Genomic DNA, 24,922 nt, shown 5'->3' on the forward strand with positions numbered 1-24,922 from the left:
CATGAATACACAGACAGTGGTGAAGAATCTTGAATCCGCAATCAATCGGATATGTAAAGACATAAAGGATAAGAAAGGTGGATCGGGTGCTGACAAACTGGACTCCCTTGCTAAACTTGTGAATGCCTACAGCCGATTAATCGAAAGAGATAAAGACAAAGAGAAAGAGTATGACCCGCTGGAAGACGGTGACCCAAACTATTACAAGAAACTTGAAGCGAACAACAAAGACAGAAGAGGAATCATCAGGTAGGGGGGTACGTCTCCATCTATCTCAAAAGAAAATTTTGAGGGTGTCGGGGGGCACCTGACCACAAATTTTTTCCCAAAAATCGGAAAAGTAACATTACTGGCTATTATCCTGTTGTTCAAATAGAAGGCAATATGGTGGAGGAAATATGGCTATTTTTGCAGAATGTCCAGTATGCCGGAAGAAACAATCAGCAAAAAATCGAATCTGCTCTTGTGGAGTGGATCTTGTGAAAGCAAAAGGATCTAATCGGGTTAAGTATTGGAGAGATTATTATTACATTTCGAGTGATGGAAAAAGAAAGAGAGTCCGTGAATCTATCGGCTATTCAATCAAAGCTGCACAAGCAGCTGAGGGGAAAAAGAAAGTCGAGAAAAAGGAAAATCGCTTCTTTGATATTAAGCCAGAAAGCAAAATGACATTTTCTGAACTGACAACATGGTATCTAAAACTTGAATCAGTGAAGGTACTTGCTTCGTATTCAATCCTTCAGGTTTATCTTAGGAAATTCAATTCTGAATATGGTCACATGATTGTCAGTAAAATCAAACCAGCAGATTTGGAAAATCTGCGAGAGAAGCGAAGAAAAGAAGGCTGTGCTGATGCTACTATTGATCACGAAATAGGTTCAGCAAAAACTATGGTATTCAAGGCATTTGATAATGACATTGTGAGTGGTGATACAATACGAACATTCAAGAAAATGAAAAAGTTAGTGAAGCGGAACGGAAACGCAAGAAACAAGATTCTAACTCATGATGAATTTAAGAATCTGTTAGCCAATGCATCCCCGCATATTCAGCAAATTATGATGACCGCTTACTATACCGGAATGCGAAGGGGTGAAATCCTGGGGCTGACTTGGAATAAGGTTGATTTGAAAAATCGATTTATCTGTTTGGAAGCATCGGACACAAAGGATCGTGAAGCACGAAAAATTCCCATCTGTAATGAACTTTATGCGGTATTTAAAAAAATACCAAGGGCAATTCATGATGATCACGTTTTTTTGTTCAAGGGAAAACCCGTTAAAGACATACGGACAGCTTTGAAAAATGCCTGTGATAAAGCAAATATACCTTATGGTAGATTTCAAAAGGAGGGATTTATCTTTCATGATTACCGTCACACTGCCAACACGAACATGAGAAAGGCCGGTGTTTCAGAATCCGTCATTATGGCAATTACAGGGCATTCAACAAGAGAGATGTTTGATCGTTACAATACTATCGATGATCAAGATATTCATCAAGCCATGAAGCAGGTGGAGACATTTTTCGGAAATAGTGACTAAAATAGTGACTAAGCCATTTCAGGCAACAAAAAAGGCTAGCTCATTGTGAGCTAACCTATTGTTTTTATTTGGTGCCGAAGCCGGGATTTGAACCCGGACAGGCCTACACCCACTAGACCCTGAACCTAGCGCGTCTACCAATTCCGCCACTTCGGCATCCGTAAGTCCGGAGCTCCCTATCCGGAAGCAGGTGCTTTTTTACAATGATCCTTTTGGCCTTGTCAAGCAAAATTGAGTTTCAAAATTATGCCGATAGTGCTAAGAACCTCCGCTGAGCTTACATCGTATTCATTCTCTAAAAATATCACCAGGAGATGCCACGGGAACAGAATCACCATGAAGATCATTAACAGCTTTGACAGTGTGTCGGACGAATTCAAGGGCGCAGTCGCCACCATCGGTAACTTCGACGGGGTCCATCTCGGCCACCAGCAGATTTTCCGGAAGGTTGTCGAAGAGGCGAGGCAATACCAGAGCAAAGCGGTGGTCATCACCTTTGACCCGCATCCCAAGAGTGTTCTCCATCCGGAAAAACGCCCCTTCTACCTGCTCACAACCCTGGAAGAGAAGTTGAAGCTCATCGAATCCCTTCAGATTGACGCCGTCATGCTGATCCCTTTTTCTCTCGAATTCTCGAAGACGACGGCAAAGGATTTCGTCTGCGGGATTCTCTGGGAGCAGTTGAGAATCCGGAAAATCTTCATCGGCCACGATTACACCTTCGGCCGGGGCAAGGAGGGGAGCGAGGAGTATCTGACCCGCTTCGGGAAAAAACTCGGTTTCCAGGTGGATGTGACCAATGCCGTCAAAGTGGGGGAAATCGTCATCAGCAGCACCCAGATACGCAACTCGATCTGTGAGGGGGATGTGAAGACGGCGGGGGCTCTCCTGGGGCGGCCCTACAATGTCAAGGGACGGGTAACCGAAGGGTACCGCCGGGGTATCGGGCTGGGGTTTCCCACGGCCAACCTGGAACCGGAGAAAGACCTTCTGCCGCCGGAGGGCGTTTACGCCGTCATCGCCGAACGGAAGGGAACACGCCACCAGGGTGTCCTCAATATCGGGCACAATCCCACCTTCGAGAACCAGGACCAGACCGTGGAGCTCCATATTCTGGATTTTTCAGCAGACCTTTACAGGGAGGAACTGGAAATTTTCTTCATCGACAGAATCCGTGACGAGATCCGCTTTGACGGTCCGGAGTCCCTGGCGAACCGGATTCGCCAGGATGTCGCCCGGGCCAGGGACATCTTGAAGCCGCACGTTTCGTGAAGCACGACGGCAGCGGTGCCGCCGCCTCGACCCCCTGAAAAGAGGAAGGGCCTTCCGCCGGCTTGGGAGGAAACCGGCGGAAGGGAAGAGAAGCACAAATGTGACTAGGCTTGTGCTTGTCGATCTTTTCTCAGACTGTACCGATACATGTCGGCTAGAATCTCCGCCGCCATTTCCACCGTGGAATAAACCGGGAACCCGGCCTTTTCCATCCGGATCACGTCTTCCATCATGAATTCCTTGACGGCCACGCAGCTCAGGATGGGTTTACCCTTATAGTCGATCGATCGGAGCGTGTCCACGAAGGACCCCAGAATTTCTCCCTGCAGGACCACAATCAGGCCGCCCACGTCCTCACTTACAATTCCAAGCTCGATGGTCTTGCGCAGCTGCTCGGCGTCCATGCTGAAGGAATAATCGACAGGATTCAACGAGGTGACATAATCCGGGAGAATTCCCTTGAGGCGCTCCTTCAGCTCCGGTTCCAGCTCGGCCAGGCGCATGCCGTTGAGATACAGCGTATCCGTAGCCGCAACCCCCAGTGAACCGGTGTAGGTGATCACCAGGATGCCGTCCCCTCGAGGAAGGGGCTGTCGGGCGAAGGCTTTGAGCAAACCGAAGAGATGCTCGTTGTCCCTGGCCCGGATGATCCCGCTCTGCCGGAAGGCGGCGCTGTTGATTTCGTCGTTGCCGGCCAGGGAGGCCGTGTGGGAGGAGACGACTTTTGTTCCCGCCGCCGTACGTCCGCCCTTCAGGGCAATGACGGGTTTCTTTTCCGTAACCTTGCTGGCGACATCGATAAACCGTCTACCGCTCTTCACGTCCTCCATGTACATGGCCACGACATCGATGTGATCGTCGCTGCCGAGATATTCCAGGATGTCCGTTTCACTGATGTCCATCTTGTTCCCGATGGTGGCGACAATCCCGAAATTCATCACGTGGCGCAGCCCGGTGAGGATCCCCGCCGCATAAACGCCGGCCTGGGCCGTCATCCCGATGTTCCCCTTTTCCACCTCTTCCACCAATCCGATGGATTGGACGTTCCCCACATGGGTGTTGATCACGCCGGAGCAGTTGGGGCCCAGCAGCCGGCATCCGTGGGCCTTGATGATCTCCCGGATTCTCTCCTGGGCGGCCTTTCCGTCCGCGCCGGTTTCGGCAAATCCAGCCGTCTCCACGACGATGATCTTCACGCCTTTTCTGCAGCACTCTTCAACCGCTGTCACGGCGGCTGAAGCCGGGACAAGGACAATCGCCAGGTCCACCGGATCGGGGACCTCGGTAATGCTCCGGTAAGCCTTCACCCCCTGGACAGACTCGCTTTTCGGGTTGATGGGATAGAGCTTCCCCGCAAATTTATGAAAGAGGAGATTGCGGAAGACATTATAGCCCAGCTTCCCCTCGACGCTGGTCGCCCCGAGAACGGCGATGCTGCCCGGATAGAAGAGGGTCCGCATCTGCTCCACGGTGTTCCCCGATGACTGCTGGGGTGCCGTCTCCGGCACAGGGCTCACAAACATCCGGGCATCGACGGTCATGTTTCCCCGGGGATAGAGGAAAACCGGGTTGAGATCCAGCTCCCGGATTTCCGGAAAGGTGAGGACCAATTCGGAAATCTTGAGCAGCAGGTTCTTCAGGGCATCAATATCCACCGCCTTGCCCCGATATCCCTTCAACAGGGGGTATCCCTTGATTTCCTGGATCATCTCGTCGATATCCTGAAGCGTCACGGGCAGCACCCGAAAGGTGACATCCTTCAGGACCTCCACAAAAATCCCCCCGAGGCCGAACATCAGAACGGGACCGAAGTTGGGATCGCGGGTGACGCCGATAATCGCCTCCACTCCGGGATCAGCCATTTTCTGGACGGCAACGCCGATGATGTGCTGATATTTGAAGGCCCCGACGATCTCCCCATAGGCGGCTCGAACGGCATCCTCATCCGCGAGATTCAACTTGACCCCGCCCGAATCGGTTTTATGAACCACGTCCGGGGAGACGATTTTCAAGACCACGGGATAACCCAGCTTGTTGCTCATCTCGACGGCTTCATCCTCGGAACCGGCCACCAGAAAACCCGTCGTGGCAATCCCCATGCTTTCGAGGATTTCCTTGCATTCGTGCTCCATCAGGTAGGTGCGGTTTTCCCCGATGGCCTGGCTGAAAATAGCCCGGCATTCCTCTCCCGACGTAACACTGACACCTGTTTCCCCTGTCCGAGAATCCATGATGTTAACCTCCTCCAATCCTTTCCTTTGACTGTACTGGCGTATGGGGTACAAAGTTCACCGGACCGAAAAAACGATGTCCAGGATCACGTTGTTGAGGCAACCTAACACGTGGTTGAAAGTGTTTCTATCAGCGCCTCCCCCTTTTTTTTGTCAGACGGAAAAACGTGCCGTTGCCGGTGTTTGTCTGACAAGAACGTCCGGCACACCCGCGGAGGCTGCTTCGGCATTTCGCAGGCGCCTTCACAACGTATCCAGCGGACTTCGGACATCCAGGCCGCCCTTCTTCATCACATGAGTATAGATCATCGTCGTTGTTACCTTTTTATGGCCGAGGAGTTCCTGAACCGTGCGGATACTTTCTTTCCAGTGCAAAGGGCAAATAAACGCACCCAAGGCCGCTTCGCAAATCCTGGTCGTGGAGAACCTTAACCCTACCAATCTGTTGAGATATATGCGGTTTTAATTGCTCCGGAAGCATCGTTGATCGATCCTTCATCCCTTTACCGTCCCGGATGATGATGTGGTTTTGATCGAAATCGATATCCTTCACCCGTAAAAGCGCGCATTCCATGAGACGCAAACCGCAACCATAAAGCAGCTTGGCCATCGGTTGATAAGTTCCCGTCATAGCGGCAAGGAGGAGTCCGACTTCCTCACGGGACATGACAGTGGGAAGACGTTCCGGTTTTTTGGCCCGCTCTGTCGGCCCCAGATCCCCGATATCTATTCCAAGAACCTGTTTATAAAGAAACACGAGCGCATTAAGAGCCTGATTCTGAGTGCTGGCTGAAACGTTCCTGTCTCTCGCCAGATATGAAAGAAACGCGGATATTTCCTTCGCGCCCATATCTTTTGGATGTCGTTTATCGTTGAAAAAGATATATCGTTTCATCCAATCCACGTAAGCCTGTTTGGTTCGGATGGAGTAATGCTTCTTTCGGATGATGTCTCTGACCTGATCAATTTTAGGTTAGCACAACCACCTGCGGTATTTTTATATCTCTATAGTATTCGTTTGACAGTCAACATACCTCTTATGTAATGATGTTTTTGCAATTTATTTCAATCTAAGCGGTTTTATAAGACCGACATGAGGCAGTCTACACGATGTTGGACAGGATATGAAATGACAGATCGGAAGGAGTTTCTACGCCAGACGGCTTTGTTCAACGCGATAGGTGCTGCGTTTCAGCGCGCCCTCATTTACAGCGATGGGAAAGACGATGGTTTAAAGGACCAGCTCAAACGTGATCTTGAGGGATATCTACGCCGAATCGAGACTCAGTATCAGCAAAATGTCTCGTCAGAGAAGCATTTGCGGACGATAGCTGGCGTTGCAAAAGGAATGTCGGACAAACACGGCCATATTCTGAAGAACGGACGCTTTCGCGTCGGCATCGCACAGAAGGCGGTGAATATATACCTGAAACTGCTTTGGTGTTACGGTTGGATTCCCGAACCACCCCATTGTCCTATCGACAGCATAGTCCTCGCCGAGATTGGCGACAGGCGAACAAAGTGGACGAAAATGGATGATATCGAAGACTACCGTGATGCGATTGAGCGCATCCAGGCACACATTCAGCGAACTGGGCCGAAGATGTCCTTGTCGAAATGGGAGCTATACGTTTGGAATAACAGACGGAAACAGGGCGTCCAACAAGACATTGGAGCCGATCGCTAGCGCCGGCTCAATTCCGGTTGGGCGAACAAATGAACGATGGTTGACACGCTCGATAAAGCTGAAAGAAGCAAGCGAATGGCCTTGGTGAAAAATAAAAACACCAAACCCGAGATGCTTGTTCGTAGTATGGTTTATGGCCTTGGATATCGTTACCGGTTGCATGGCAATAAACTTCCTGGGAAACCTGATCTTGTATTCAAATCTAAAAAGAAAGTGATATTTATACATGGTTGTTATTGGCATAGGCATGAAAACTGTAAACTGGCCCGCCTTCCAAAATCGCGGCTTGATTTTTGGCTGCCAAAACTTGAAAGCAATAAACTTCGAGATCAGAAAAACCAAAAATTATTGCATGACATGGGATGGAGTTTTTTAGTAATTTGGGAATGCGAAATAGGCAATCAAGATAAGATGAAAGAAAAAATTACGAATTTTTTATCTCCGATGTGCGAGGAAACAAATGAAATCCATTGAACTATTTGCCGGTAGCGGCGGGTTGGGCCTTGGTTTGAGCCTAGTGGGGTTCGAACCTTCGGTTGTTATTGAGTGGGATAAATGGGCTTGCGACACAATACGGGAAAATAAAAAATCTGGTTATCCCTTGGTGCAAGGTTGGGAAGTTCATGAAGGTGATGTTCGTACTTTCGATTTTTCACAACTAAATGACATTGATTTGGTGTCTGGTGGCCCACCATGTCAACCATTTTCACTTGGAGGAAAGCACAAAGCATTTCAAGACAAGCGGGATATGTTTCCCGCTGCGGTTGATATTGTCAGAAAACTGGCGCCAAGAGCTTTTGTTTTTGAAAATGTAAAAGGAATCACAAGAGAATCTTTCGCAAACTATTTTCTGTATATATTGCTTCAACTTTCATATCCAGAAGTGGCAAGAAAAGACAATGAGTCATGGAATCAACATTTGTCCAGACTCGAAAAACATAAAACACATGGAAACATGCACGGACTTCATTACAACGTCGTGGCTCGTCTTCTTAATGCTGCAAACTTTGGTGTTCCTCAGCAGCGAGAACGCGTTTTTATAGTTGGCTTCCGATCTGACCAAAATAGAGCATGGTGTTTTCCTCTAGAAACTCACTCTCTTGATGCACTGTTGCATGATCAATGGATAACGGGTGAATATTGGGAACGTCATAATGTCTCATCAAAAAAAAGGCCATTAATGCCAGAAAAATATCTTCATAAGGTTAACAAACTTCGTCAAGCTGTTCTGCCCGGCACGGAAAGCAAGCCCTGGCGAACCACAAGAGATGCGCTTTTTGGTTTGCCAGACCCTCAAAGCTCCGAGGCAAGGGTATATTTCAACCACACCTTTCAGGCGGGGGCAAAAACTTATCACGGGCATACCGGTAGTCCACTGGATTTACCTTCAAAAACGTTAAAAGCAGGTGACCACGGCGTTCCTGGTGGGGAGAACATGATGGTGCTGCCCGATGGCTCTGTCCGTTATTTTACTGTCAGGGAGTCTGCTAGATTACAGACATTTCCAGACTGTTACCGTTTTCATGGTTCGTGGACGGAAACGATGCGTCAACTTGGCAATGCCGTTCCAGTTATTCTCGCAAAAACCGTTGGGGCAAGTATCGCAAAAGAACTTGTGCGAAACAGGGAAATTGACCTGTGTAATAAGATTAAAGGGCTGAACTAATGAGGGAAGAAACGCCATACAACCCACTTGACAAGGTGCATCTTGGAGAGAGTGTGGCTGACGCATTGTTGTCTAAAGAAAAAATTTTAATGCAAGCTATCGAGCCGTTCATAGGGGCAGGAATCTATGCAATTTATTATCGAGGCAATTCATCAATATACAAACCAATTTCAATAGAAAACTGTAAGGAAATTCCAATATATGTCGGCAAAGCAGTTCCGCCTGGAGCACGCAAAGGCAATTTTGGTTTAAACTCAGACCCAGGACTCGCTTTATATAAGCGGCTGCAAGAGCATGCCGAAAGCATTGCACAAGCAACCAATCTAAATATTGAAGATTTTTTATGTCGATATCTCGTTGTGGATGACATATGGATTCCACTTGGCGAGGCTTTATTAATCGCAAAATTTAGTCCTATCTGGAATAAACTTATTGACGGTTTTGGCAATCATGACCCTGGAAAGGGGAGATACAATCAATTGTGTTCCCGTTGGGACACCATTCACCCAGGGAGAACGTGGGTTGAAAAATGTCAAAGCCGCTCTGAAACGGCGGAACAAATCAGGACGGAAATAGAAGAATTCTTCAGGGAAACAACATAAAAGACTGCCCAACAACCGCATCAAGACCGACGCCGGTAAGCTGGTCGAGGCGCTTCGCGGCAAGGTCATTGGCCGGCGCGGCTTATGCGGATCGTTAGGCCCTGACCGAATCTATTCACACCCATAAGGAGATTTTCTGCATTGGATATTCCACGGATCTTCAACATCACCGAAAGTGCTCACCGCATCCATAACCCGTTCACACCCGAAAAGCTCGCCACTCTCGGCACGGCGCTGCGTCTGGAAACGGGGACCCGGGTGCTCGACCTCGGCAGCGGTTCGGGCGAAATGCTGTGCACCTGGGCACGCGATCACGGCGTCATCGGTACTGGCATCGACATGAGCCGGTTGTTCACCGAGCAAGCGAAACTCCGCGCTGTAGAACTCGGTGTCGCCGATCAAGTCAGGTTCATCCATGGCGATGCTGCGGGCTACGTCTCTGACGAGAAAGCCGGTGTGGCAGCCTGTGTCGGCGCCACGTGGATCGCCGGGGGAGTCGCCGGCACCATCGAACTTCTGGCACAAAGCCTGCGCCCCGGAGGGATCATCCTCATCGGTGAGCCCTACTGGCGGCAGTTGCCGCCGTCGGAAGATGTTGCCAGGGGGTGTCTTGCCGGATCAATCTCCGACTTTCTCCTGCTTCCGGAACTTCTCGCGTCTTTCGGCCACCTTGGCTACGACATCGTGGAAATGGTTCTGGCAGACCAGGACAGCTGGGACAGATACGAGGCGGCCAAGTGGCTCACCATGCGCCGATGGCTTGAAGCCAACCCCGGCGACGAGTTCGCGAAAGATGTTCGAGCCCAACTGACCTCGGAACCCGAGCGTTACACCGCTTACACGCGTGAATACCTGGGCTGGGGCGTGTTCGCGTTGATGGCGCGGTGATGAGGGTATTACCGGGTCGTAGCCGGGGAGTGAATGTTCACCCACAGTTCTTTGAAAGGGCGTGGGCGATGGCTATTGCAAGGTTTGCCCAACAAGCCGGTTGCAGGGATCGTTGGAAAGAAAGCAAACTGAATTCAAACAGCAAAGGAGGCTATAATGAGGAAACTTGTTTTATCGGTTGTGATGGCACTGTGTATTGTCGGTATCACCTATGCTGTTGCTGCAGAACTTCAGAATCCTGATTTACTGAAGGATAAAAAGGCAGTGGAAACCCAGAAGGCTATTCCCGGGAAAGTGAAAAGTGGGACGAACATACGGCAGACGGCTCCCTTAAAGGCCGATCATATTGACAAGAACGCAGCCAAGTTTGCCAATGCTGTCCTTCCCAGGGTGATATATCCCTCCATGAGCCACCACCTGGGTTATGACGGCATGAAGTTCTCCATCACTGTTCGTTTCAATACGGATATGGACCGGAATACCGTCATTGCGGGCAGTACCGTGATATTCGACTTTCCCAAGGCTGCAAACTCACCCGGACAGATTATCTGGATAAACGACCGGGAATTCAAATGGGTACAGCAGAGTAGCAGTAGATTTGACATCTGTAAATATGACCCTGACTGCGAGTTCAAGCTCACCCTTACCGATGGGATTCTGTCTAAAGAGGGGCTGAAACTTGATGGCGACAGCGACAATAAACAGGGTGGCAGCTATACTCTCTGGTTTATTGATATAGGGTAGATTGAGCTGGTAATCATTGCGGCATATTCTAATCGGATAAGGGGGAGATTTTCTCTCCCCTCCCCAAACCACCCGGCAAGCGGGTCCTCATCGGCGAGCCCTACTGGCGGCAGTTGCCGCCGACGGAAGATGTTGCCAAGGGGTGTCTTGCCAACTCAATCTCCGACATTCTCCTGCTTCCGGAACTTCTCGCGTCTTTCGGCCACCTCGGCTGCGACGTCGTGGAAATGGTTCTGGCAGACCAGGACAGCTGGGACAGATACGAGGCGGCCAAATGGCTCACCATGCGCCGATGGCTTGAAGCCGATCCCGGCGGCGAGTTCGCGAAAGAAGTTCGTGCCCAACTGACCTCGAAACCCGCGCGCTGCGCCGCTTACACGCGTGAATACCTGGGCTGGGGTGTGTTCGCGCTGATGGCGCGGTGATGCGTTGGCGTGTCTTAATGCAGGCGTTGGGCTTGCTGGGAGAACTGGATGAAATGCAGATGTGAATGGAGTGGAAACAATCCTCTTTACATGACTTACCATGATGAGGAGTGGGGTGTGCCTGCTCATGATGACCGGTACCTATTCGAAATGCTGCTCTTAGAAGGGGCACAGGCAGGACTGAGTTGGTTGACTATACTCAAAAAGCGAGAGAACTACCGAAAATCTTTCCATTCCTTTGATCCCGAGAAAGTAGCCGCTTATTCTGAGCGGGATGTCCAACGCTTGCTCACCAACCCCGGCATCGTACGGAACCGCCTCAAAATAGAATCGGCGATCAAGAATGCACGGGGTGTACTAAAGATAAAAGAGGAGTATGGGACGCTGGCCGCATTTCTCTGGCAGTATGTGGACGGAACGCCCTATCAGAATCATTGGAAATCGATAGCGGAACTGCCGGCACGGACTTATCAATCAGACGCGATGAGCAAGGACCTGAAACGCCGCGGGTTCAACTTCGTTGGTTCAACGATCTGCTATTCATTTATGCAGGCGGTCGGCATGGTGAATGACCACGTCGTTTACTGTTTTCGCCATGCTGAAGTGAAGCAAATGGCCCAGCAAATCAATACAGGGGACCGGCTGGCTGCGCCTGCCTCCCGCTGATTTTCCCGTTCGCGCCGCCTGCGGCGGCGCGAACGGGTGCAAGCTTCGCTATTGATGTCTCTCGCCGCAAGGGGCTCGAACGAATAAGGACTGAGACGAGCCCGCAGGGTCGGTTCAATCCTTATTCGTTGTCTCTCAGTTTTGGAAGAGCAATATTCTCCCTGGCTGACGGGTCTTCTGCCATAGAAAATTTTTATTCTCTCCTCAATCCCAGTCTCTCCCAGAGAAAAGTGACGTCAAAGGGTTCTCCGCCAGTCTGATCGATACGGCGCGCCTCGAGCTGATCGATGGCTTTTAGCAGTTCGACCACCAATGGACGCAGCTTCTTGTCTTTCACCGCCTCAAGAGGGGATTTCCCCTTCAGAGCAGGCAGTGCAATTTCCGGCCAGGTTTCGTAGTGCTTGGCAAGGTACTGGTGGATGAGCTGGCGCTGAATTTCCTGCGGGATGTCAGGCTCCGGCGCAAGTTTTGCTGCATCAAGGGCTTTTTCCGAACGGGGATCGACGACCTCGCGGATTTTGTAAGTGATGACACTTCCGGCGATTTCTTCCAGCCACTGCCGTGCTTCGTCGGCCAATTTCGTTGTACGGCAAAAAACCTCCAGGGTGTCCGGTCCCTTTGGCACCATGGAAGCGCGGGAGCGGCACCGCCCATCCTCCAGTTCTTCAAACCGGTTCCAGCCTTCGTCACGATCGCCGTCGACATCTTCCTGTGCTTCAAGGATACGCTCAACCTCTTTCCAGTCTGCCACCCGGTAATGATCGGTGGTCAGCAGGATTTTGTCTCCGGTTGACATGTCAACCAGTTCGGGAAGCGTTCTTATCTCCAGGATAGAGTCAAGCCAGCAGTTGATAATGATGCTGGCCGTGATGTAACGATCAATCGCGGGATCACCAGATTCATGCTCCCGCTCGCTTTTGATCTCAGCCAGGCAGTCAAGGGCCGTCTCCCTCTCCATGAGATACGTCGCACCGCTCATGACAAAACTGTCGTCCTGCCACATCAGACGGGTGCCCAAGGTATCCCATGGCACTAAAAAGCCGGTGGCCGCCCTTTCCCTGACCCGTACCGGCGGTTGGTCGGGATGAAGCATGTCTGTCAGAACCAGGCCCTGGTCTTTGATCACCTCTTTCACCTCATACAGCGACAAGGGGTGCTTTGCCAGTTCCCGAATCCACTCCCTGCCACGGGATGTCAGCAGCGGCCCGCCTTTGCCGAGAATCAGCTCGTGCGCCTTGATGTCTTTACCGTTGACATCCAGTACCGCATCCGCCAGCAGCCACTCGCCGATATTTATGGATAGGGCCTGGGCAAGTCGTGGTGACAGGTCATCAATGGCGTCCAATTTCCCTTCATCAGGCCCGTCCATGAAATCAATACGCACGGCTTCGCTGGCTTCTTCAGGATAATGCTCTTCCAACCATGAAAGGGCTGTTTGTATGGCCCGTTCTTCGTCACGACGACGCGACGCAAACTGGTCATCCTTTGCCAGGCAGCACTTCTTGTATTTTTTTCCGCTGCCGCAGGGGCAGAGGTCGTTACGGCCGATTTTATTCATATGATTTCAACCTTGCATGGTAAATGTATTTAAAATGAGGCCCTTGTCTATTTTTTAACGCTGCGGAAGGAATTCACCGCCTTGTCTAGCATCAAGCGGCTTTTTTTCCAAGAGGGATCATGAACCCAACAAGGTCCCGCCAACGTTCATCTTGGAAGGATTTGGATTGTAACGGATTATAAGCCGAATTTGTTAAAAAAAGATTTGGCATTGGAAATGGCCAAGTTCCTGTAAAAATGAGGAGTGAGGTTCAGGAACAGGCAGAGGGAAATGACTGCTCTCCAGAACGAATGAGATTTACAGGAATAGGATGGTCCGTATGGAGTTTGTTTTCGATACCCCTTTGTCCTCTGTTGAATTCCAGGAGTTGTTTCGGCGAGGTCTTCTCAGATTTCAGTCTGGTGATCAGCTTAACGGTTTCGCTTCGTTTTTTGCCGGTTTTGAGGATTACGTATGGCGTTCGATACAGGCTGGGCAATCGTGATTCCCTGCTGGTGGATAAAGGCCGAAACGAGATGAACCTTGGTCCCGTCCTGTCAAGGGGGCGTATAAAAAAAGCTTTGGACTGCCGTGAACTTTTCGTCCGCTATAAAACAGTTGCCACAATAAACGCTACGGCGATATAGTGACATAATGTTAAGAAGGTAATCTTATGAGAGAGCGACGGTATATTTAGACCCGGAATTACACAAAGCCCTTCGATTGAAAAAGCTACTGAAACAGCTCTGTCTTTATCGAAGTTGGTTAATGATGCTATTAGGGAGTCTCTTGCAGAAGACGCGGAAGACATCGCGGCATTTGAAGACAGAACGAAAGATCCGAGACCGCCGGGCCATGAAAAACTTACGGGACAAGAGAAGTATCGTATTCGCCAAGACACATACAGAATTATATATTTCATTCAAGAACAGGAGCTTACGCTGGGGGTAGTCAGAGCTGGGCCTCGCGGAAGGGGGGTATCTGAATGGTCTATTTCTTACCGGGCAAGTTCTTGTGCGAGCAGAGCCAAAGATGTGGGATCTCCACCGTTTCGTCATCAAATCCTCGAAGAGATGGGCAAGCGCAAGCGGACAACACATCTGGTCGAGTAATCCGAGACAGCAGTGAGGATAAGTCGAACAGCGAAGCCCAAGAGAATCGCTCACGGCCCGCCAGTAAAGAAAGGAAGCCGCGACGCTCCGTTTGGCAGCCGCCTCGCCTACATGCAGGCCACGGACATGAACATCCAGAATCATCCGGCCGGACTTGCCACCGGAGACCACCGGCAGCGTCAACAATCGATCACGGAGGGACTCCTCGACATCGGAGGCCCTTCGTGATTCGAATTTGGGGCCTTGCCTGGTCTCGTCCGGCTCGACTCATCTACGCCACATTCCTTTGCTGCACTATCTTCACGTTCACCTCAGTTGCTGCCCAACCGTTAGACGGTAGAGAGGATAAGCCGATGCCATCGATAGCGCCTGACGGCAAACCCGAGTCCCCAGGCAAAGTCGAAGTCCAACCCGTCGCCAAGGATAACGAGATCAGGAAGCGAATCGCTGATATTCTTATAACGACAAGCTGGTTCGGCGAGCCCAGGGTCGCGGTCCAGGAAGGAATCGTTTTCCTGAAAGGAACGACGGAAAACGATGAATTCAAGCAATGGGCCGGTGATTTAGCGAAAAATACGGAAGGCGTGGTTGCAGTCGTCAATCAAATCGAAGTGGCCCCTGCCACGATTTGGGATTTCGATCCAACCTTTCAGGAACTGAATGATCTTGCACGCGGATTTGTTCGATTGCTGCCCATGATCGTGGTGGCGCTGATCGTGATCACTATTTCATGGATCCTCGCCAGGTTAACGGTTTACTTACTGCGTCGCGGGCTTCTGGCTCGATCCCTCAGCCACCTTTTGCGCGAAGTAATGGCCCGGACTGGCGGCATGCTTGTAATGCTCGCCGGCCTGTACCTTGTGCTCCGTATCGCGGGGCTCACGCAACTCGCGCTTACGGTGGTGGGCGGCACAGGTCTGATTGGCTTGGTGTTGGGCATCGCATTCCGTGAAATCACTGAGAATTTTCTCGCCAGTCTCTTTCTAAGCTTGCAGCAACCGTTTCGTGAAGGCGATCTCGTAGAAGTGGCTGGCGTGACGGGTTACGTTCAGCGGCTGACCTCTCGCACGACTGTTCTGATGACACTCGACGGCAATCAAGTGCAAGTCCCCAATTCGACCGTCTTCAAAAGCACGATCCGGAATTTCACAAGCAATCCCAATCGCCGCGATGATTTCATCGTGGGTATCGGCTACGACGATTCCATCCCTTTTGCCCAGGAAGTCGCCTTGAAGGTGCTCGCTGAACATCCGGCCGTTTTGAGTGAACCCGAACCTTTGGTACTTGTGGAAAGCCTTGGACCGTCCACGGTAAACCTACGTGTTTATTTCTGGCTCGATGGAGGTCAACACAGCTGGTTGAAGGTGAAATCGTCCGTCATTCGGCTCGTAAAACGGGCCTTCCAGGATTCGGGAATCTCGCTGCCGGATGAGGCTCGCGAAGTCACCTTCCCCCACGGGGTGCCTGTGCGCATGATAGAAGACGAAGGGGCTGTGGAATCAGCCACGGCGAAGCCGACCGCCGAGCCCGAAACAGTCGCGACCAAGGCGGAAGCTAGCCTGCAAAGCGAAGCAGAGGAAATCAAAGAACAGGCGCGCAGATCTTGGACCCCTGGTGAGAATCTCTTAACTCTATCGTCGTCTACGGATGACAGTTGAAGGAGCGTGGGGTCGATCAAAGAGGGTGCTGAATGCGTATGGGAATCGATGACGTCCGCTTTCAGCGACGCAGCGGCTAATGTGCCAGGAGGACCGAAGATGTGGGATAACCTGAGCTTCGTCATCAAGCGTCTCCGTGAGCGATTATGGATCAAGCCGCTCATCGTATGTGTGCTTTCCATTGGCGCAGTTTTTCTTGCCAATCTCATGGACATGGCCGAACTCGGCCATTTGCTGCCAGAGATCACGAAGGAATCGGCCGAAACTTTACTCAAGATCATGGCGTCAAGCATGTTGATGATGGCCACGTTCGCCGTGGCCTCGATGGTAGCCGCTTATGCATCGGCAAGTAGTACCGCGACGCCCCGATCCTTTCCGCTGATCATCTCCGATGACGTTTCGCAGAATGCGCTCTCGGTGTTTATCGGCGCGTTTATCTACAGCGTGATCGCGCTCGTTGCGCTAATGAACGGGCTTTATGGTGGAAGGACCAGTCAGTTTATCCTGTTTTCCCTGACCATAGTTGTGCTCGCAGTCATCATTATCACCTTCATCTGGTGGGTCGACAACATCGCCCGGCTCGGCCGGCTGGGACATACGATTGACAAGGTGGAAGCGGCAGCCGTGGAGGCGATTCGGAAGCGGCAGTCGGCACCGCGCCTTGGGGGGGTCGCGTCGTTCAGTCTCCCAGATGGGGGCCGGGCGGTCTTCGGAAAAGCCATCGGTTACGTACAGCGTGTTGACACCGCCGCGCTGCAGGCGCGGGCGGTGGAGTCGCAACTGAGAATTGTTGTGGCGGCGTTGCCCGGCACCTTTTGCACGCCAAACCGCCCTGTTGCGTGGGTCATCCGGGAAACATCAGGCAGTGTGTCCGACGAGGACGCCGAAGCAATCGCTGCCACGTTCGTGATTGGTGGCTCGAGGGTTTTTGATCAGGATCCGCGGTTTGGACTGGTGGCCCTTTCGGAGATCGCCAGCCGCGCGCTTTCGCCCGCGGTCAATGATCCGGGGACCGCTATCGACGTCACGGGCACACTTGTCCGCCTGTTCGTCATGTGGGACGAGTGTGGCAAGGAGGATGACGTTTCCACGGTACAGTTCGACCGCGTTGCAGTGCCGGAATTGTCCGTGGCAGATATGTTCGACGACGCTTTTACCGGAATCGCCCGAGACGGTGCGGGTGCTGTAGAAGTGGTCATACGGCTGCTCAAGGCCCTCGAAGCGCTTGCCGCGACCGAGGACCCTGCAATGCGCGACAACGCGTTGCGGCATGCCCGTCTCGCGCAGGTTCGCGCCGAGAAGGTACTGAAGGTTCCCGAGGATCTCGCAGCCGTAAGAAAGGCAGCCAGGTTTGCGGTGTGACGGGAAAGACCGATCCAAGCGGTGAACCTGAGCGGTCCCAAACTTGGTCCCCGATTATTCTTCCAGCTTTCTTGTTTTTTTGGGGATGCTTACCCAGAATAGATTACATAAACAGAAACGCCCTAAATGTAATTCTTTTTTTCTTTGTTCAGACGGTTTCCAAGGACAAATATACCCCACCCGGTACGGGGAACATCCAGGTCAGCTCTTTGATCCTTTGCATGTTGTGCTGACTTACCCGGAGACTCGGACTTTTGTGCCGTTTCTATTCATCGGCGCATAGCTTTGCGCTCCGGCTTCCTTCGAAGGGGCCTCACTGTTCCGCCCTTGCCTTCGGCCAGGGTCTGTGTCAATATATAAATCATTGACAGGACTCACATACAGGGGACTTTCATCCCATAAGTTCACGCCCATGCCGGACTTACACAACCGCATTAACACGGGTGGCCAAAACCGTTGCGCTTCTTTGCCAGCCGGTTATGCTGAGCGTCAGCCAGGAAATCGAATAGTAGCGCGGCTACGCCGTCGCCATCGTATACCTCAGCGGGGAGATACGCATGACCTGGACACTGATAACCATACTGGCAATGGCCGCGATGATCATCGTGCTCCGGCTCACTGCTTGGTGGGGGTTGCGCCTGGTTATCCGCCTTTTCGGTAAGTGGAAGACGGCTCTCAAGCAAGTCCGGGTTATCAAAGACATTTCTGGAATTGGTTCGAGGATCAGAGTGTCTTTTCCTGGGACGACAAGGTTGTTACTTGCGCGGCTGACGCCGAGCCGGTATACCGGGCTTCCCTTGACGCTCATTGTCATCGCCGCGCTTTACATCGCCGCCTTGCTTGGGGGGCTGGTCGAGGAGCTGCTGGAAGCGGACAAACTCGTCCGCCTCGATGAATATATTAATCAACGAATTGGCCCAATTCGCACAGATGGCATGATCACCGTTTTCATCTGGATCACTGATATTGGCGGATCAGCCACCCTGGTAGCCGTGGCGCTTGTGACCACCGGTCTGTTGTGGGCGCACTACCGTAGACACATGATTGCTCCGCTATGGCTGACCATTCTCGGATCGCAGATCACCACGTATGCAGGGAAGTTCGTGCTGGCACGACAACGGCCGGAGTTCGTGACGGAGGTTGCCGCCATTACACCTTCGTTTCCCAGCGGCCATGCTACGAGCGCAATGGCGGTATATGGTTTCATCGCCTATATTGTTGCCAGGGATCTTATGACGACGCGGCAGCGCTTCGAACTGATCTATTGGACAGCTGTTCTCATTGGCCTGATCGGCTTCAGCCGAATGTTGCTGGGCCTGCACTATGCCAGTGATGTTGCTGCGGGATTCCTTGTCGGTGGATTCTGGCTGCTGTTTGGGTCTGCCCTCGCAGAGTACAAGCACCGCCAGCGCTAAACGGCTGACCTCAACGCCATACGGACGGGGATGACTTTTGGTGATTCCCGGGTCATGAAAAGCATGGGAAAGGAATTCCCCGAAACAGAACGATTTGAATTGTTTACCGGCAACAAGAGCATTAACAATATCCGGCTCTATCAAAGACCCGGGGCTAAAAGGCATCGTGAGGAGGATTTGTTGTCGGAAGTCCGACTGTCTTTATGGAGTGCACCCGCCGAATGGGACGCATTAAGTCACAGAGAGGGAACAGAATGAATACGTTGGATAATGACTTTGCAGCAGGACTCTTGGAAAATTGTGATCCCCCTTGCCTTTCGCTTTACCAACCGACGCATCGACACTACCCGGACAATCAGCAAGATCCGATACGGTTCAGGAATCTTGTGAAGGCGCTTGAGGAATCGCTCCTGAAACAGTTCCGGAAGGATGAGATATGGCCATTGCTGAAACCACTTCTGGCACTGACCAATAATTTCGACTTCTGGAATCACTCCCTCGACGGCTTGGCAGTGCTGAGTGCAAGGGGCATGTTCCGGGTTTACAAGCTACAGAGGCCGATCGCCGAATTGGCCGTCGTGGCGGATAGCTTCCACACCAAGCCCCTGATGCGCATCCGTCAGTCAGCCGACCGCTACCACGTTCTCGGCCTGAACCGAAAGGAGATCAAATTATTCGAGGGTAACCGTGATGTTTTAGACGAGATCGAACCAGCCCAGGATGTCCCACGGACGATCAACGAGGCGTTGGGAGAAGAGTTGACCGAACCACACCAGACCGTCGCTTCATACGGAGGTGTGGGTGCCGGATGCTCGCCCATGCGTCACGGTCACGGCGGCAAAGAGTCTGAGCTGGACATCGATGCGAAACGCTTCTTCCGCGCCGTTGACCGCGCAATCATGAAACACCACTCTCAACCATCGGGGCTGCCGCTGATCCTAGCGGCACTGCCGCAGCATCATCATATATTTCACGATGCCAGCCAAAATCCTTTTCTGATAGATGAAAGCATCGATATCCACCCGGATGCTCTGTCGTCGATCGACGAACTCCGGTTACGCGCCTGGCAGATTATGGAGCCTCGCTATCTGGCGCGCCTGGCGGCACTGGTTGATGAGTTCGGCAATGCGAGATCCAAGGGGCTCGGTGACGGAGAGATTGCACATGTAGCCAAGGCAGTAGTGGATGGGCGGGTCTCCAAACTGCTGATCGAAGCCGACCGCGAAATTCCCGGCCGCTTGAATACTGCAAACGGCGACATCGAGTTGGACAACTTGACACACCCGGAGGTGGATGACTTGCTCGACGACCTGGGAACGTTAGCGTTGAAAATGAGCGGCCAAGTCATTGTAGTCCCCACCGAACGGATGCCCACGAAGACTGGAATAGCTGCGATCTACCGTTACTGAATCGCAATTACTTCAAGGGCAGAAGAACGAGCTTAATCAGATTCGGATCACTACCGATAGCAACATCAAGGATCATGACCGGGTGGCTCAAGAGATTGGACAAGAGGACCAATCTGTACTCGGAGGTGATGTATAAGATATTGCGGCGATTTGTGGCCGCCGTTAGATGGCGTTTACCGGAGGAGCATGGATGTTGACGACGAAACCTCTGCATTCCTGGGATGTAACCTGCCGGGAAGCCGTGGCCATCCAGCAGGTGCTTCGGGAAAAGCTGATCCTTTGCGACGATGAAATCCCTGCACCCGTCTGTTGGATTGCCGGGGCGGACATTTCGTATTCCAGGGGCGATGACCGTTTTTTCGGGGTGGTCGTGATGCTTTCTTACCCCGCGATGGAGATGACTGAAATGTCGTCCTTCTCCGCTCGCGTCTCTTTTCCCTATGTCCCCGGTTTGCTGAGTTTCCGTGAGGGGCCGATACTGCTGAAGGCCTTTGAAAAGCTGAAACAGCGTCCCGATATCGCCTTGTTCGACGGTCAGGGCATTGCTCACCCGCGAGGCATCGGCCTGGCTTCCCACATGGGGCTGTTCCTGGATCTCCCGACGATCGGCTGCGCAAAAACGAAGCTGGTCGGAAGTTACGGCGAAGTGGGAGCGGAGAGGGGCAGCTTCACGGATCTGTACCACGGGGATTCCGTCATCGGCGCCGTCGTGAGGACCAAAAGCAGGGTTAAGCCTGTTTTCGTGTCCCAGGGGCACCGGATCGGCCTGAAGCGGGCCATCGAGGTTGTTCTGGCATGCGGCAAGGGATACCGCCTTCCGGAACCTGTCCGCCAGGCCCATCTGGCCGTAAACAGGTTCAGGGCGGAAGCACCCGCCCGGGATTAGAAACGGCTTTCCGGACAGGCTGAAAAGACGCAGGAAATGTCAGCCCACAAGGTGATTTTGAACGGCGTAGAGCGTCAGTTCCGCGTTTTTTTTCATGTTCATTTTTTCGAGGACCCTCGAACGATAGGTGCTGATGGTCTTGACGCTGAGGCACAGTTCGTCGGCGATCTCCGTCACGGATTTTCCGGCGGCCAGCATCAGCATCACCTGATATTCCCGATCGGAGAGCATCTCATGGGGAGGCTTGCTGGTGTCGGCGCCCAGCTCCAGGGCCAGTTTTTCCGCCAGGGACGCCGTCACGTATTTCCGCCCCCGGGAAACCTTGCGAATCGCGCCGATCAGCTCATCGGGCGCACTGGCCTTCGTCAGATAGCCCGAGGCGCCGGCCCGGAGCGCCCGGACCGCATACTGCTCCTCGGAATGCATGCTGAGAATCAATACGGGCAGTTTCGGCTTTTCAGCCCGGATGTCTTTCAGGACTTCCAATCCGCTCTGGCCGGGCATGGAGATATCGAGGAGAACCACGTCATAGTCCCCCTCCCGGATTTTTGAAAGCGCCTCCTGCCCGTTGCCGGCCTCGTCAGCCACGGTCATATCGTCGACTTCGCCGACAATCTGCTTCAACCCCTCCCGGACAATCGTATGGTCATCCGCCACCAGGATTCTGATCATTCCTCGCCTCTCGACTTCATGGGGATGCTGACCGTCACCGTCGTTCCCTTATAGCGGCTGCCGGTCACCTGGACATTTCCCCCCCAGAGCAGGGCCCGCTCCCGCATCCCCATGATTCCAAATGATTTCGGATCATTGATCTGCTTTCGTGAAATGCCTCGGCCGTTGTCCGTCACCTCCAGGATCACCTGGCCGTCTTTCGCCTCCAGACGGACAAAGATCTTGGTGGCGCCGGCATGACGGGCCACGTTGGTCAGGGTTTCCTGAAAGATGCGGAAAATCGCCGTGGCCAGGTCCTTTTCCAGGGGCACCTCCTCTGCGTAGAGATCCGCCTCGCAGGCAATGCCCGACCGGCTGGAAAAGTCCTTGGCCTGCCACTCCATGGCCGCCACCAGGCCGAGATCATCAAGAAGGCCGGGCCTTAAATCGGTGGAAATGCGGTGAACCGATTCGATGGTCTGGTCCACCAGTCCGGACATGGCCTTGATCTTTCCGTGCAGCTGCTCGTCTTGAGCCATTCGCTTTGCCAGCCAGGAAAGGTCCATTTTGAAAGCCGTAAGCGACTGGCCCAGCTCATCGTGGATTTCCCGGGCGATGCGCGCCCGCTCCTCCTCGCGGACCGACTGCAGGTGTATGGAAAGGTTGCGCATCTGCTCCCTTGATGCCTCAAGCTCCTTTTCCGCCTGCTTGCGCTCCGTAATGTCTTCATAAGTGACGACGATCCGCCCCTCGGTCAGTCGCTCGCCGATGCGGGAAGCCCTCATCATGCAGATCAGGTCGTGGCCGTCCTTGTGCCTGCAGAGAAATTCCGTGCTGTACGTCCGATGCTTTTCCAGGTTATCGTAAAAAAGCCGGGCAATTTTGTCGCAGTCCTCGTCGCTGCAGTAGATCAGCCGAACGCTCCGGCCGATGAGCTCTTCAGGAAACCAGCCAAAGACCGTCTGCACGGCGTTATTGGCAAAGATGAACCGGCGGTTATGGAGACCCACCACGGCGTGGGGAATGGCATCCAGGATCGATGATTCGAGCGCCTCCAACTCCTCCAGCCGGTTGCGGGCTTCCTTCTGGCCGGTGATGTTCATGGAGTTTCCCAGGACAGCACGCTTCCCCTTGTAGTAGATGGGGGTCGATGTCTCCATGATCCACTTGATCCGCCCGTCCCGGGTGATGATGCGGAATTCGTAGGGTGAAAAGCGCTGCCCCTTGAGCATGCGGATGGCATTTTTCCGGGCCAGTCGGCGGTCATCGGGATGGATGAGGCTCAGAGATTCCATCCCCACCATCTCTTCTTCCCGATACCCGGCATATTCGGCAATATGAGGGTTGACGAACTGAAATGTCCGGTCCTGGAGGATGTAGACGCCCACCTGGGAACTGTTGGCCAATGTGCGGTAAAGGTCCTGTTCCAGGTGGTATTCGTTCTGCTTTTTTTCAGCCCTTTCCATCGTTTTCCTCAAATCGTCACGGGCAGGAGAATCCTGGATCCGTAATGGCTCCGTGTCCCTTTCCGAACATTTCATGTCGGATCGCCCTTCTCCTCTCCTTTTTTTCAAGCGGTCCCTAAGGGTTCGTAAGCTGCGGCGACGGCTCCGGTTCCGGCGGCTTCGGTGCATCCGGCAGCAGAAGGGTCATCCCCAGGATGCTCTGGAGGGGGTCGCAGCCGGGCGCAAGGCCGCTGCAGCACTCAATGCCGGGCCGCAGCGTCGTAATGACCGAACGCCCCACAATCCTTCTTCCCCTGCGCCCCCGGACATCCTGGGTGGTCACCCCCCACATGCTGTGGAAAATCAGAGCTTTCCCCTCGAATGACCCCATATAGAGCATGATGTGCCCTTTACGCCAGATCAATGTGGCATAGGGGATTCCGGAAGAGAGAATGGCCGCCTCCTTTTCTTCGGGAGACAGATGTCCCAGTTCGATGAAACGGCCGGTCTCATGGGCCTGCTGTTTGGAGTTTCTCGGCAGCCAGATCCCGAAAGGGGCGAAAAAATCCATCAGCATGGAAGAACAATCCCGGTTTCCGTAAAGCCCGCCCCAGCCGTAGGGCTGATTGATCAGTTCGTTGGCCACCCGCGCCAGGTTTGCCCGGGTCATCTTCAAGGGTCTCAGGGCCGCATGTTCCCGGGCGAGACGGGCAACCTTGGAGATCGCCCGACCGTCCTGATCGGAAACGACGATCCGGATCTCCCAGACATCCCCCTCTTCCCGGAGCAGGGGGAACTGTGCCCCCAGGGGCGCCTTGAAACAGAACCGCCCCTTTTCATCATAAATGGGGATCCGATCCCGGATGACGACGGCGTATCTCCCGCTCTGCCAGGAATTCGCCAGGTCATCATCCACCAGGGCGACATCCCGGGCGCTCACCCATCCGAAATAGGTGCCGGTTTCAACATGCACCCAGGCCTTATCCTCACTGACATGAGAGATGTAAACCGGCGAGTTGACCGTAATGGTCGATATCTGCAATCGATCAAAGGGGTAACCCGAATCGTTGTCCAATCCATCAAAAAGCGGCCCTGAAGTCGGCAGCGCCCGCAGATCCGTATTGGCGACGGTGATACCCCGGATTCCCCGGTTCGGGTACTGGTCCAGACCTGCGCTGTGCCTCAGGCCTTCCACCCAGGCCGGCTCACGCCGGCGATGGTTCTCGCCGTACCCCGGATTCTCTCCATACTTGTTGAAATCCCAGAGGATGTCGTCGCGGGTGCACCGTGGTTTTTCCTGCTGCCAGATGGAAAAATAGCGTCGGGAGTACGACTCATTGAGAGTCTGCTGAATCTCACGGTCCACGATGGCCGAATCGTCCGATTTCCCGGGCAGATAAAAGAAGTGATCCTGCTTCAACCGGCTGATGTCCCGAATCTCGTCCTGGGCGCGAGCCAGGGGGGAAAGGAGGAGAATTCCCAGCATCCCCAGGAATATACATATATGGATTTTCATAGGTGATCTTTTGATCCGCATCTTCCTCAACCGGCCATTTTGCCATAGTCTAAGGATTTTCCTGCACAGTGCAACCCTTTTATGCACAAGCCTTCTTTCCGAAGGTGTGCCGGGATTTTAAACAGAGCTTAAAAAAATGCCTGTCGGCAAGAAATACCTGGAATATTTTGTAGATTTTCAAAAGAAAGATTGGTATAACGTCGCGG

Annotated in this window: 22 protein-coding genes, 1 tRNA gene and 2 pseudogenes; 18 read left to right on the forward strand and 7 right to left on the reverse strand. The window is 52.8% G+C overall.

All coding sequences use genetic code 11. The annotated features are described in order from the left end of the window. The first annotated feature begins 1 nt into the window (after position 1). The gene (locus tag ACJ77P_RS11685) at positions 2-253 is read left to right on the forward strand and encodes a hypothetical protein (protein ID WP_408998320.1); all 252 of its coding nucleotides are present in this window, start codon (positions 2-4) and stop codon (positions 251-253) included. A gap of 145 nt (positions 254-398) precedes the next feature. Then, positions 399-1,544: an integrase gene (locus tag ACJ77P_RS11690; RefSeq protein WP_408998321.1), complete on the forward strand. Its 1,146-nt coding sequence runs from the start codon at positions 399-401 to the stop codon at positions 1,542-1,544. Between the two features lie 69 nt (positions 1,545-1,613). Here the strand turns inward: ACJ77P_RS11690 and ACJ77P_RS11695 are convergent. Next, positions 1,614-1,700 (reverse strand) — tRNA-Leu (locus ACJ77P_RS11695). Between the two features lie 180 nt (positions 1,701-1,880). On the opposite strand from ACJ77P_RS11695, the gene ACJ77P_RS11700 reads away from it, so the two are divergent. Then, positions 1,881-2,816 (forward strand): bifunctional riboflavin kinase/FAD synthetase, encoded by a 936-nt coding sequence (locus ACJ77P_RS11700; RefSeq protein WP_408998322.1) that lies wholly within the window; start codon positions 1,881-1,883, stop codon positions 2,814-2,816. 104 nt (positions 2,817-2,920) lie between these two features. Here the strand turns inward: ACJ77P_RS11700 and ACJ77P_RS11705 are convergent, their stop codons facing one another. Continuing rightward, entirely contained in the window at positions 2,921-5,047 is a 2,127-nt protein-coding gene (locus ACJ77P_RS11705) for an acetate--CoA ligase family protein (protein WP_408998323.1), read from the reverse strand. A gap of 243 nt (positions 5,048-5,290) precedes the next feature. Then, positions 5,291-6,014: pseudogene (locus ACJ77P_RS11710) on the reverse strand (integron integrase). 162 nt (positions 6,015-6,176) lie between these two features. On the opposite strand from ACJ77P_RS11710, the gene ACJ77P_RS11715 reads away from it, so the two are divergent. The 8 genes and pseudogenes from ACJ77P_RS11715 to ACJ77P_RS11750 all read left to right on the forward strand — a co-directional run bounded on the left by ACJ77P_RS11715 (position 6,177) and on the right by ACJ77P_RS11750 (position 11,725). Continuing rightward, positions 6,177-6,734: a hypothetical protein gene (locus ACJ77P_RS11715; protein WP_367359828.1), complete on the forward strand. Its 558-nt coding sequence runs from the start codon at positions 6,177-6,179 to the stop codon at positions 6,732-6,734. Between the two features lie 36 nt (positions 6,735-6,770). Then, on the forward strand, positions 6,771-7,208 hold the full coding sequence (locus ACJ77P_RS11720) for a very short patch repair endonuclease (RefSeq protein WP_408998324.1): 438 nt from the start codon (positions 6,771-6,773) through the stop codon (positions 7,206-7,208). Further along, positions 7,195-8,400, forward strand: coding sequence for a DNA cytosine methyltransferase (locus ACJ77P_RS11725; protein ID WP_408998325.1), 1,206 nt, complete (start codon positions 7,195-7,197; stop codon positions 8,398-8,400). Before ACJ77P_RS11720 ends, ACJ77P_RS11725 begins: the two co-directional genes overlap by 14 nt. Further along, positions 8,400-9,002, forward strand: a complete 603-nt coding sequence (locus ACJ77P_RS11730; protein WP_408998326.1) for an Eco29kI family restriction endonuclease — start codon at positions 8,400-8,402, stop codon at positions 9,000-9,002. Before ACJ77P_RS11725 ends, ACJ77P_RS11730 begins: the two co-directional genes overlap by 1 nt. Before the next feature lie 141 nt (positions 9,003-9,143). Continuing rightward, positions 9,144-9,890: an SAM-dependent methyltransferase gene (locus ACJ77P_RS11735; protein WP_408998327.1), complete on the forward strand. Its 747-nt coding sequence runs from the start codon at positions 9,144-9,146 to the stop codon at positions 9,888-9,890. Positions 9,891-10,046: 156 nt separating this feature from the next. Further along, positions 10,047-10,634 (forward strand): hypothetical protein, encoded by a 588-nt coding sequence (locus ACJ77P_RS11740; protein ID WP_408998328.1) that lies wholly within the window; start codon positions 10,047-10,049, stop codon positions 10,632-10,634. A gap of 74 nt (positions 10,635-10,708) precedes the next feature. Then, positions 10,709-11,059: pseudogene (locus tag ACJ77P_RS11745) on the forward strand (SAM-dependent methyltransferase); the annotation flags it as partial. Positions 11,060-11,107: 48 nt separating this feature from the next. After that, positions 11,108-11,725: a DNA-3-methyladenine glycosylase I gene (locus tag ACJ77P_RS11750; protein WP_367359831.1), complete on the forward strand. Its 618-nt coding sequence runs from the start codon at positions 11,108-11,110 to the stop codon at positions 11,723-11,725. 193 nt (positions 11,726-11,918) lie between these two features. Here ACJ77P_RS11750 and ACJ77P_RS11755 read toward each other — a convergent pair whose 3' ends face one another. Next, positions 11,919-13,283 (reverse strand): YecA family protein, encoded by a 1,365-nt coding sequence (locus tag ACJ77P_RS11755; protein ID WP_408998329.1) that lies wholly within the window; start codon positions 13,281-13,283, stop codon positions 11,919-11,921. Between the two features lie 740 nt (positions 13,284-14,023). Here ACJ77P_RS11755 and ACJ77P_RS11760 point away from each other — a divergent pair. The 7 genes from ACJ77P_RS11760 to nfi all read left to right on the forward strand — a co-directional run bounded on the left by ACJ77P_RS11760 (position 14,024) and on the right by nfi (position 21,104). After that, complete coding sequence (locus ACJ77P_RS11760) at positions 14,024-14,374, forward strand: type II toxin-antitoxin system RelE family toxin (RefSeq protein WP_408998330.1); 351 nt, start codon at positions 14,024-14,026, stop codon at positions 14,372-14,374. Positions 14,375-14,386: 12 nt separating this feature from the next. After that, positions 14,387-14,602, forward strand: a complete 216-nt coding sequence (locus ACJ77P_RS11765; RefSeq protein ID WP_408998331.1) for a hypothetical protein — start codon at positions 14,387-14,389, stop codon at positions 14,600-14,602. A 125-nt stretch (positions 14,603-14,727) separates the two neighbouring features. Beyond that, positions 14,728-16,032, forward strand: a complete 1,305-nt coding sequence (locus ACJ77P_RS11770) for a mechanosensitive ion channel domain-containing protein (protein ID WP_408998332.1) — start codon at positions 14,728-14,730, stop codon at positions 16,030-16,032. A gap of 99 nt (positions 16,033-16,131) precedes the next feature. After that, a complete protein-coding gene (locus tag ACJ77P_RS11775) occupies positions 16,132-17,394 on the forward strand; it encodes a DUF2254 domain-containing protein (protein ID WP_408998333.1) in 1,263 nt (420 codons plus the stop codon). Positions 17,395-17,951: 557 nt separating this feature from the next. Beyond that, a complete protein-coding gene (locus ACJ77P_RS11780; RefSeq protein WP_367359835.1) occupies positions 17,952-18,809 on the forward strand; it encodes a phosphatase PAP2 family protein in 858 nt (285 codons plus the stop codon). A 254-nt stretch (positions 18,810-19,063) separates the two neighbouring features. Next, positions 19,064-20,218, forward strand: coding sequence for a hypothetical protein (locus ACJ77P_RS11785; RefSeq protein WP_408998334.1), 1,155 nt, complete (start codon positions 19,064-19,066; stop codon positions 20,216-20,218). Between the two features lie 190 nt (positions 20,219-20,408). Then, entirely contained in the window at positions 20,409-21,104 is a 696-nt protein-coding gene (gene nfi, locus ACJ77P_RS11790; protein ID WP_408998335.1) for a deoxyribonuclease V, read from the forward strand. 39 nt (positions 21,105-21,143) lie between these two features. Here nfi and ACJ77P_RS11795 read toward each other — a convergent pair whose 3' ends face one another. The 3 genes from ACJ77P_RS11795 to ACJ77P_RS11805 are packed head-to-tail and all read right to left on the reverse strand — an operon-like array spanning position 21,144 to position 24,716. After that, positions 21,144-21,776 carry a response regulator transcription factor gene (locus ACJ77P_RS11795; protein WP_367359838.1) on the reverse strand — a complete coding sequence of 211 codons (633 nt, stop codon included), beginning with the start codon at positions 21,774-21,776 and terminating at the stop codon, positions 21,144-21,146. Continuing rightward, entirely contained in the window at positions 21,773-23,296 is a 1,524-nt protein-coding gene (locus ACJ77P_RS11800) for a PAS domain S-box protein (RefSeq protein ID WP_408998336.1), read from the reverse strand. The genes ACJ77P_RS11795 and ACJ77P_RS11800 overlap by 4 nt, the downstream gene beginning before the upstream one ends. A gap of 40 nt (positions 23,297-23,336) precedes the next feature. Continuing rightward, positions 23,337-24,716 (reverse strand): NlpC/P60 family N-terminal domain-containing protein, encoded by a 1,380-nt coding sequence (locus ACJ77P_RS11805; protein WP_367359840.1) that lies wholly within the window; start codon positions 24,714-24,716, stop codon positions 23,337-23,339. Positions 24,717-24,922 lie beyond the last annotated feature (206 nt).

The sequence above is a fragment of the Syntrophus buswellii genome (assembly GCF_046097065.1).
Taxonomy (GTDB): domain Bacteria; phylum Desulfobacterota; class Syntrophia; order Syntrophales; family Syntrophaceae; genus Syntrophus; species Syntrophus buswellii.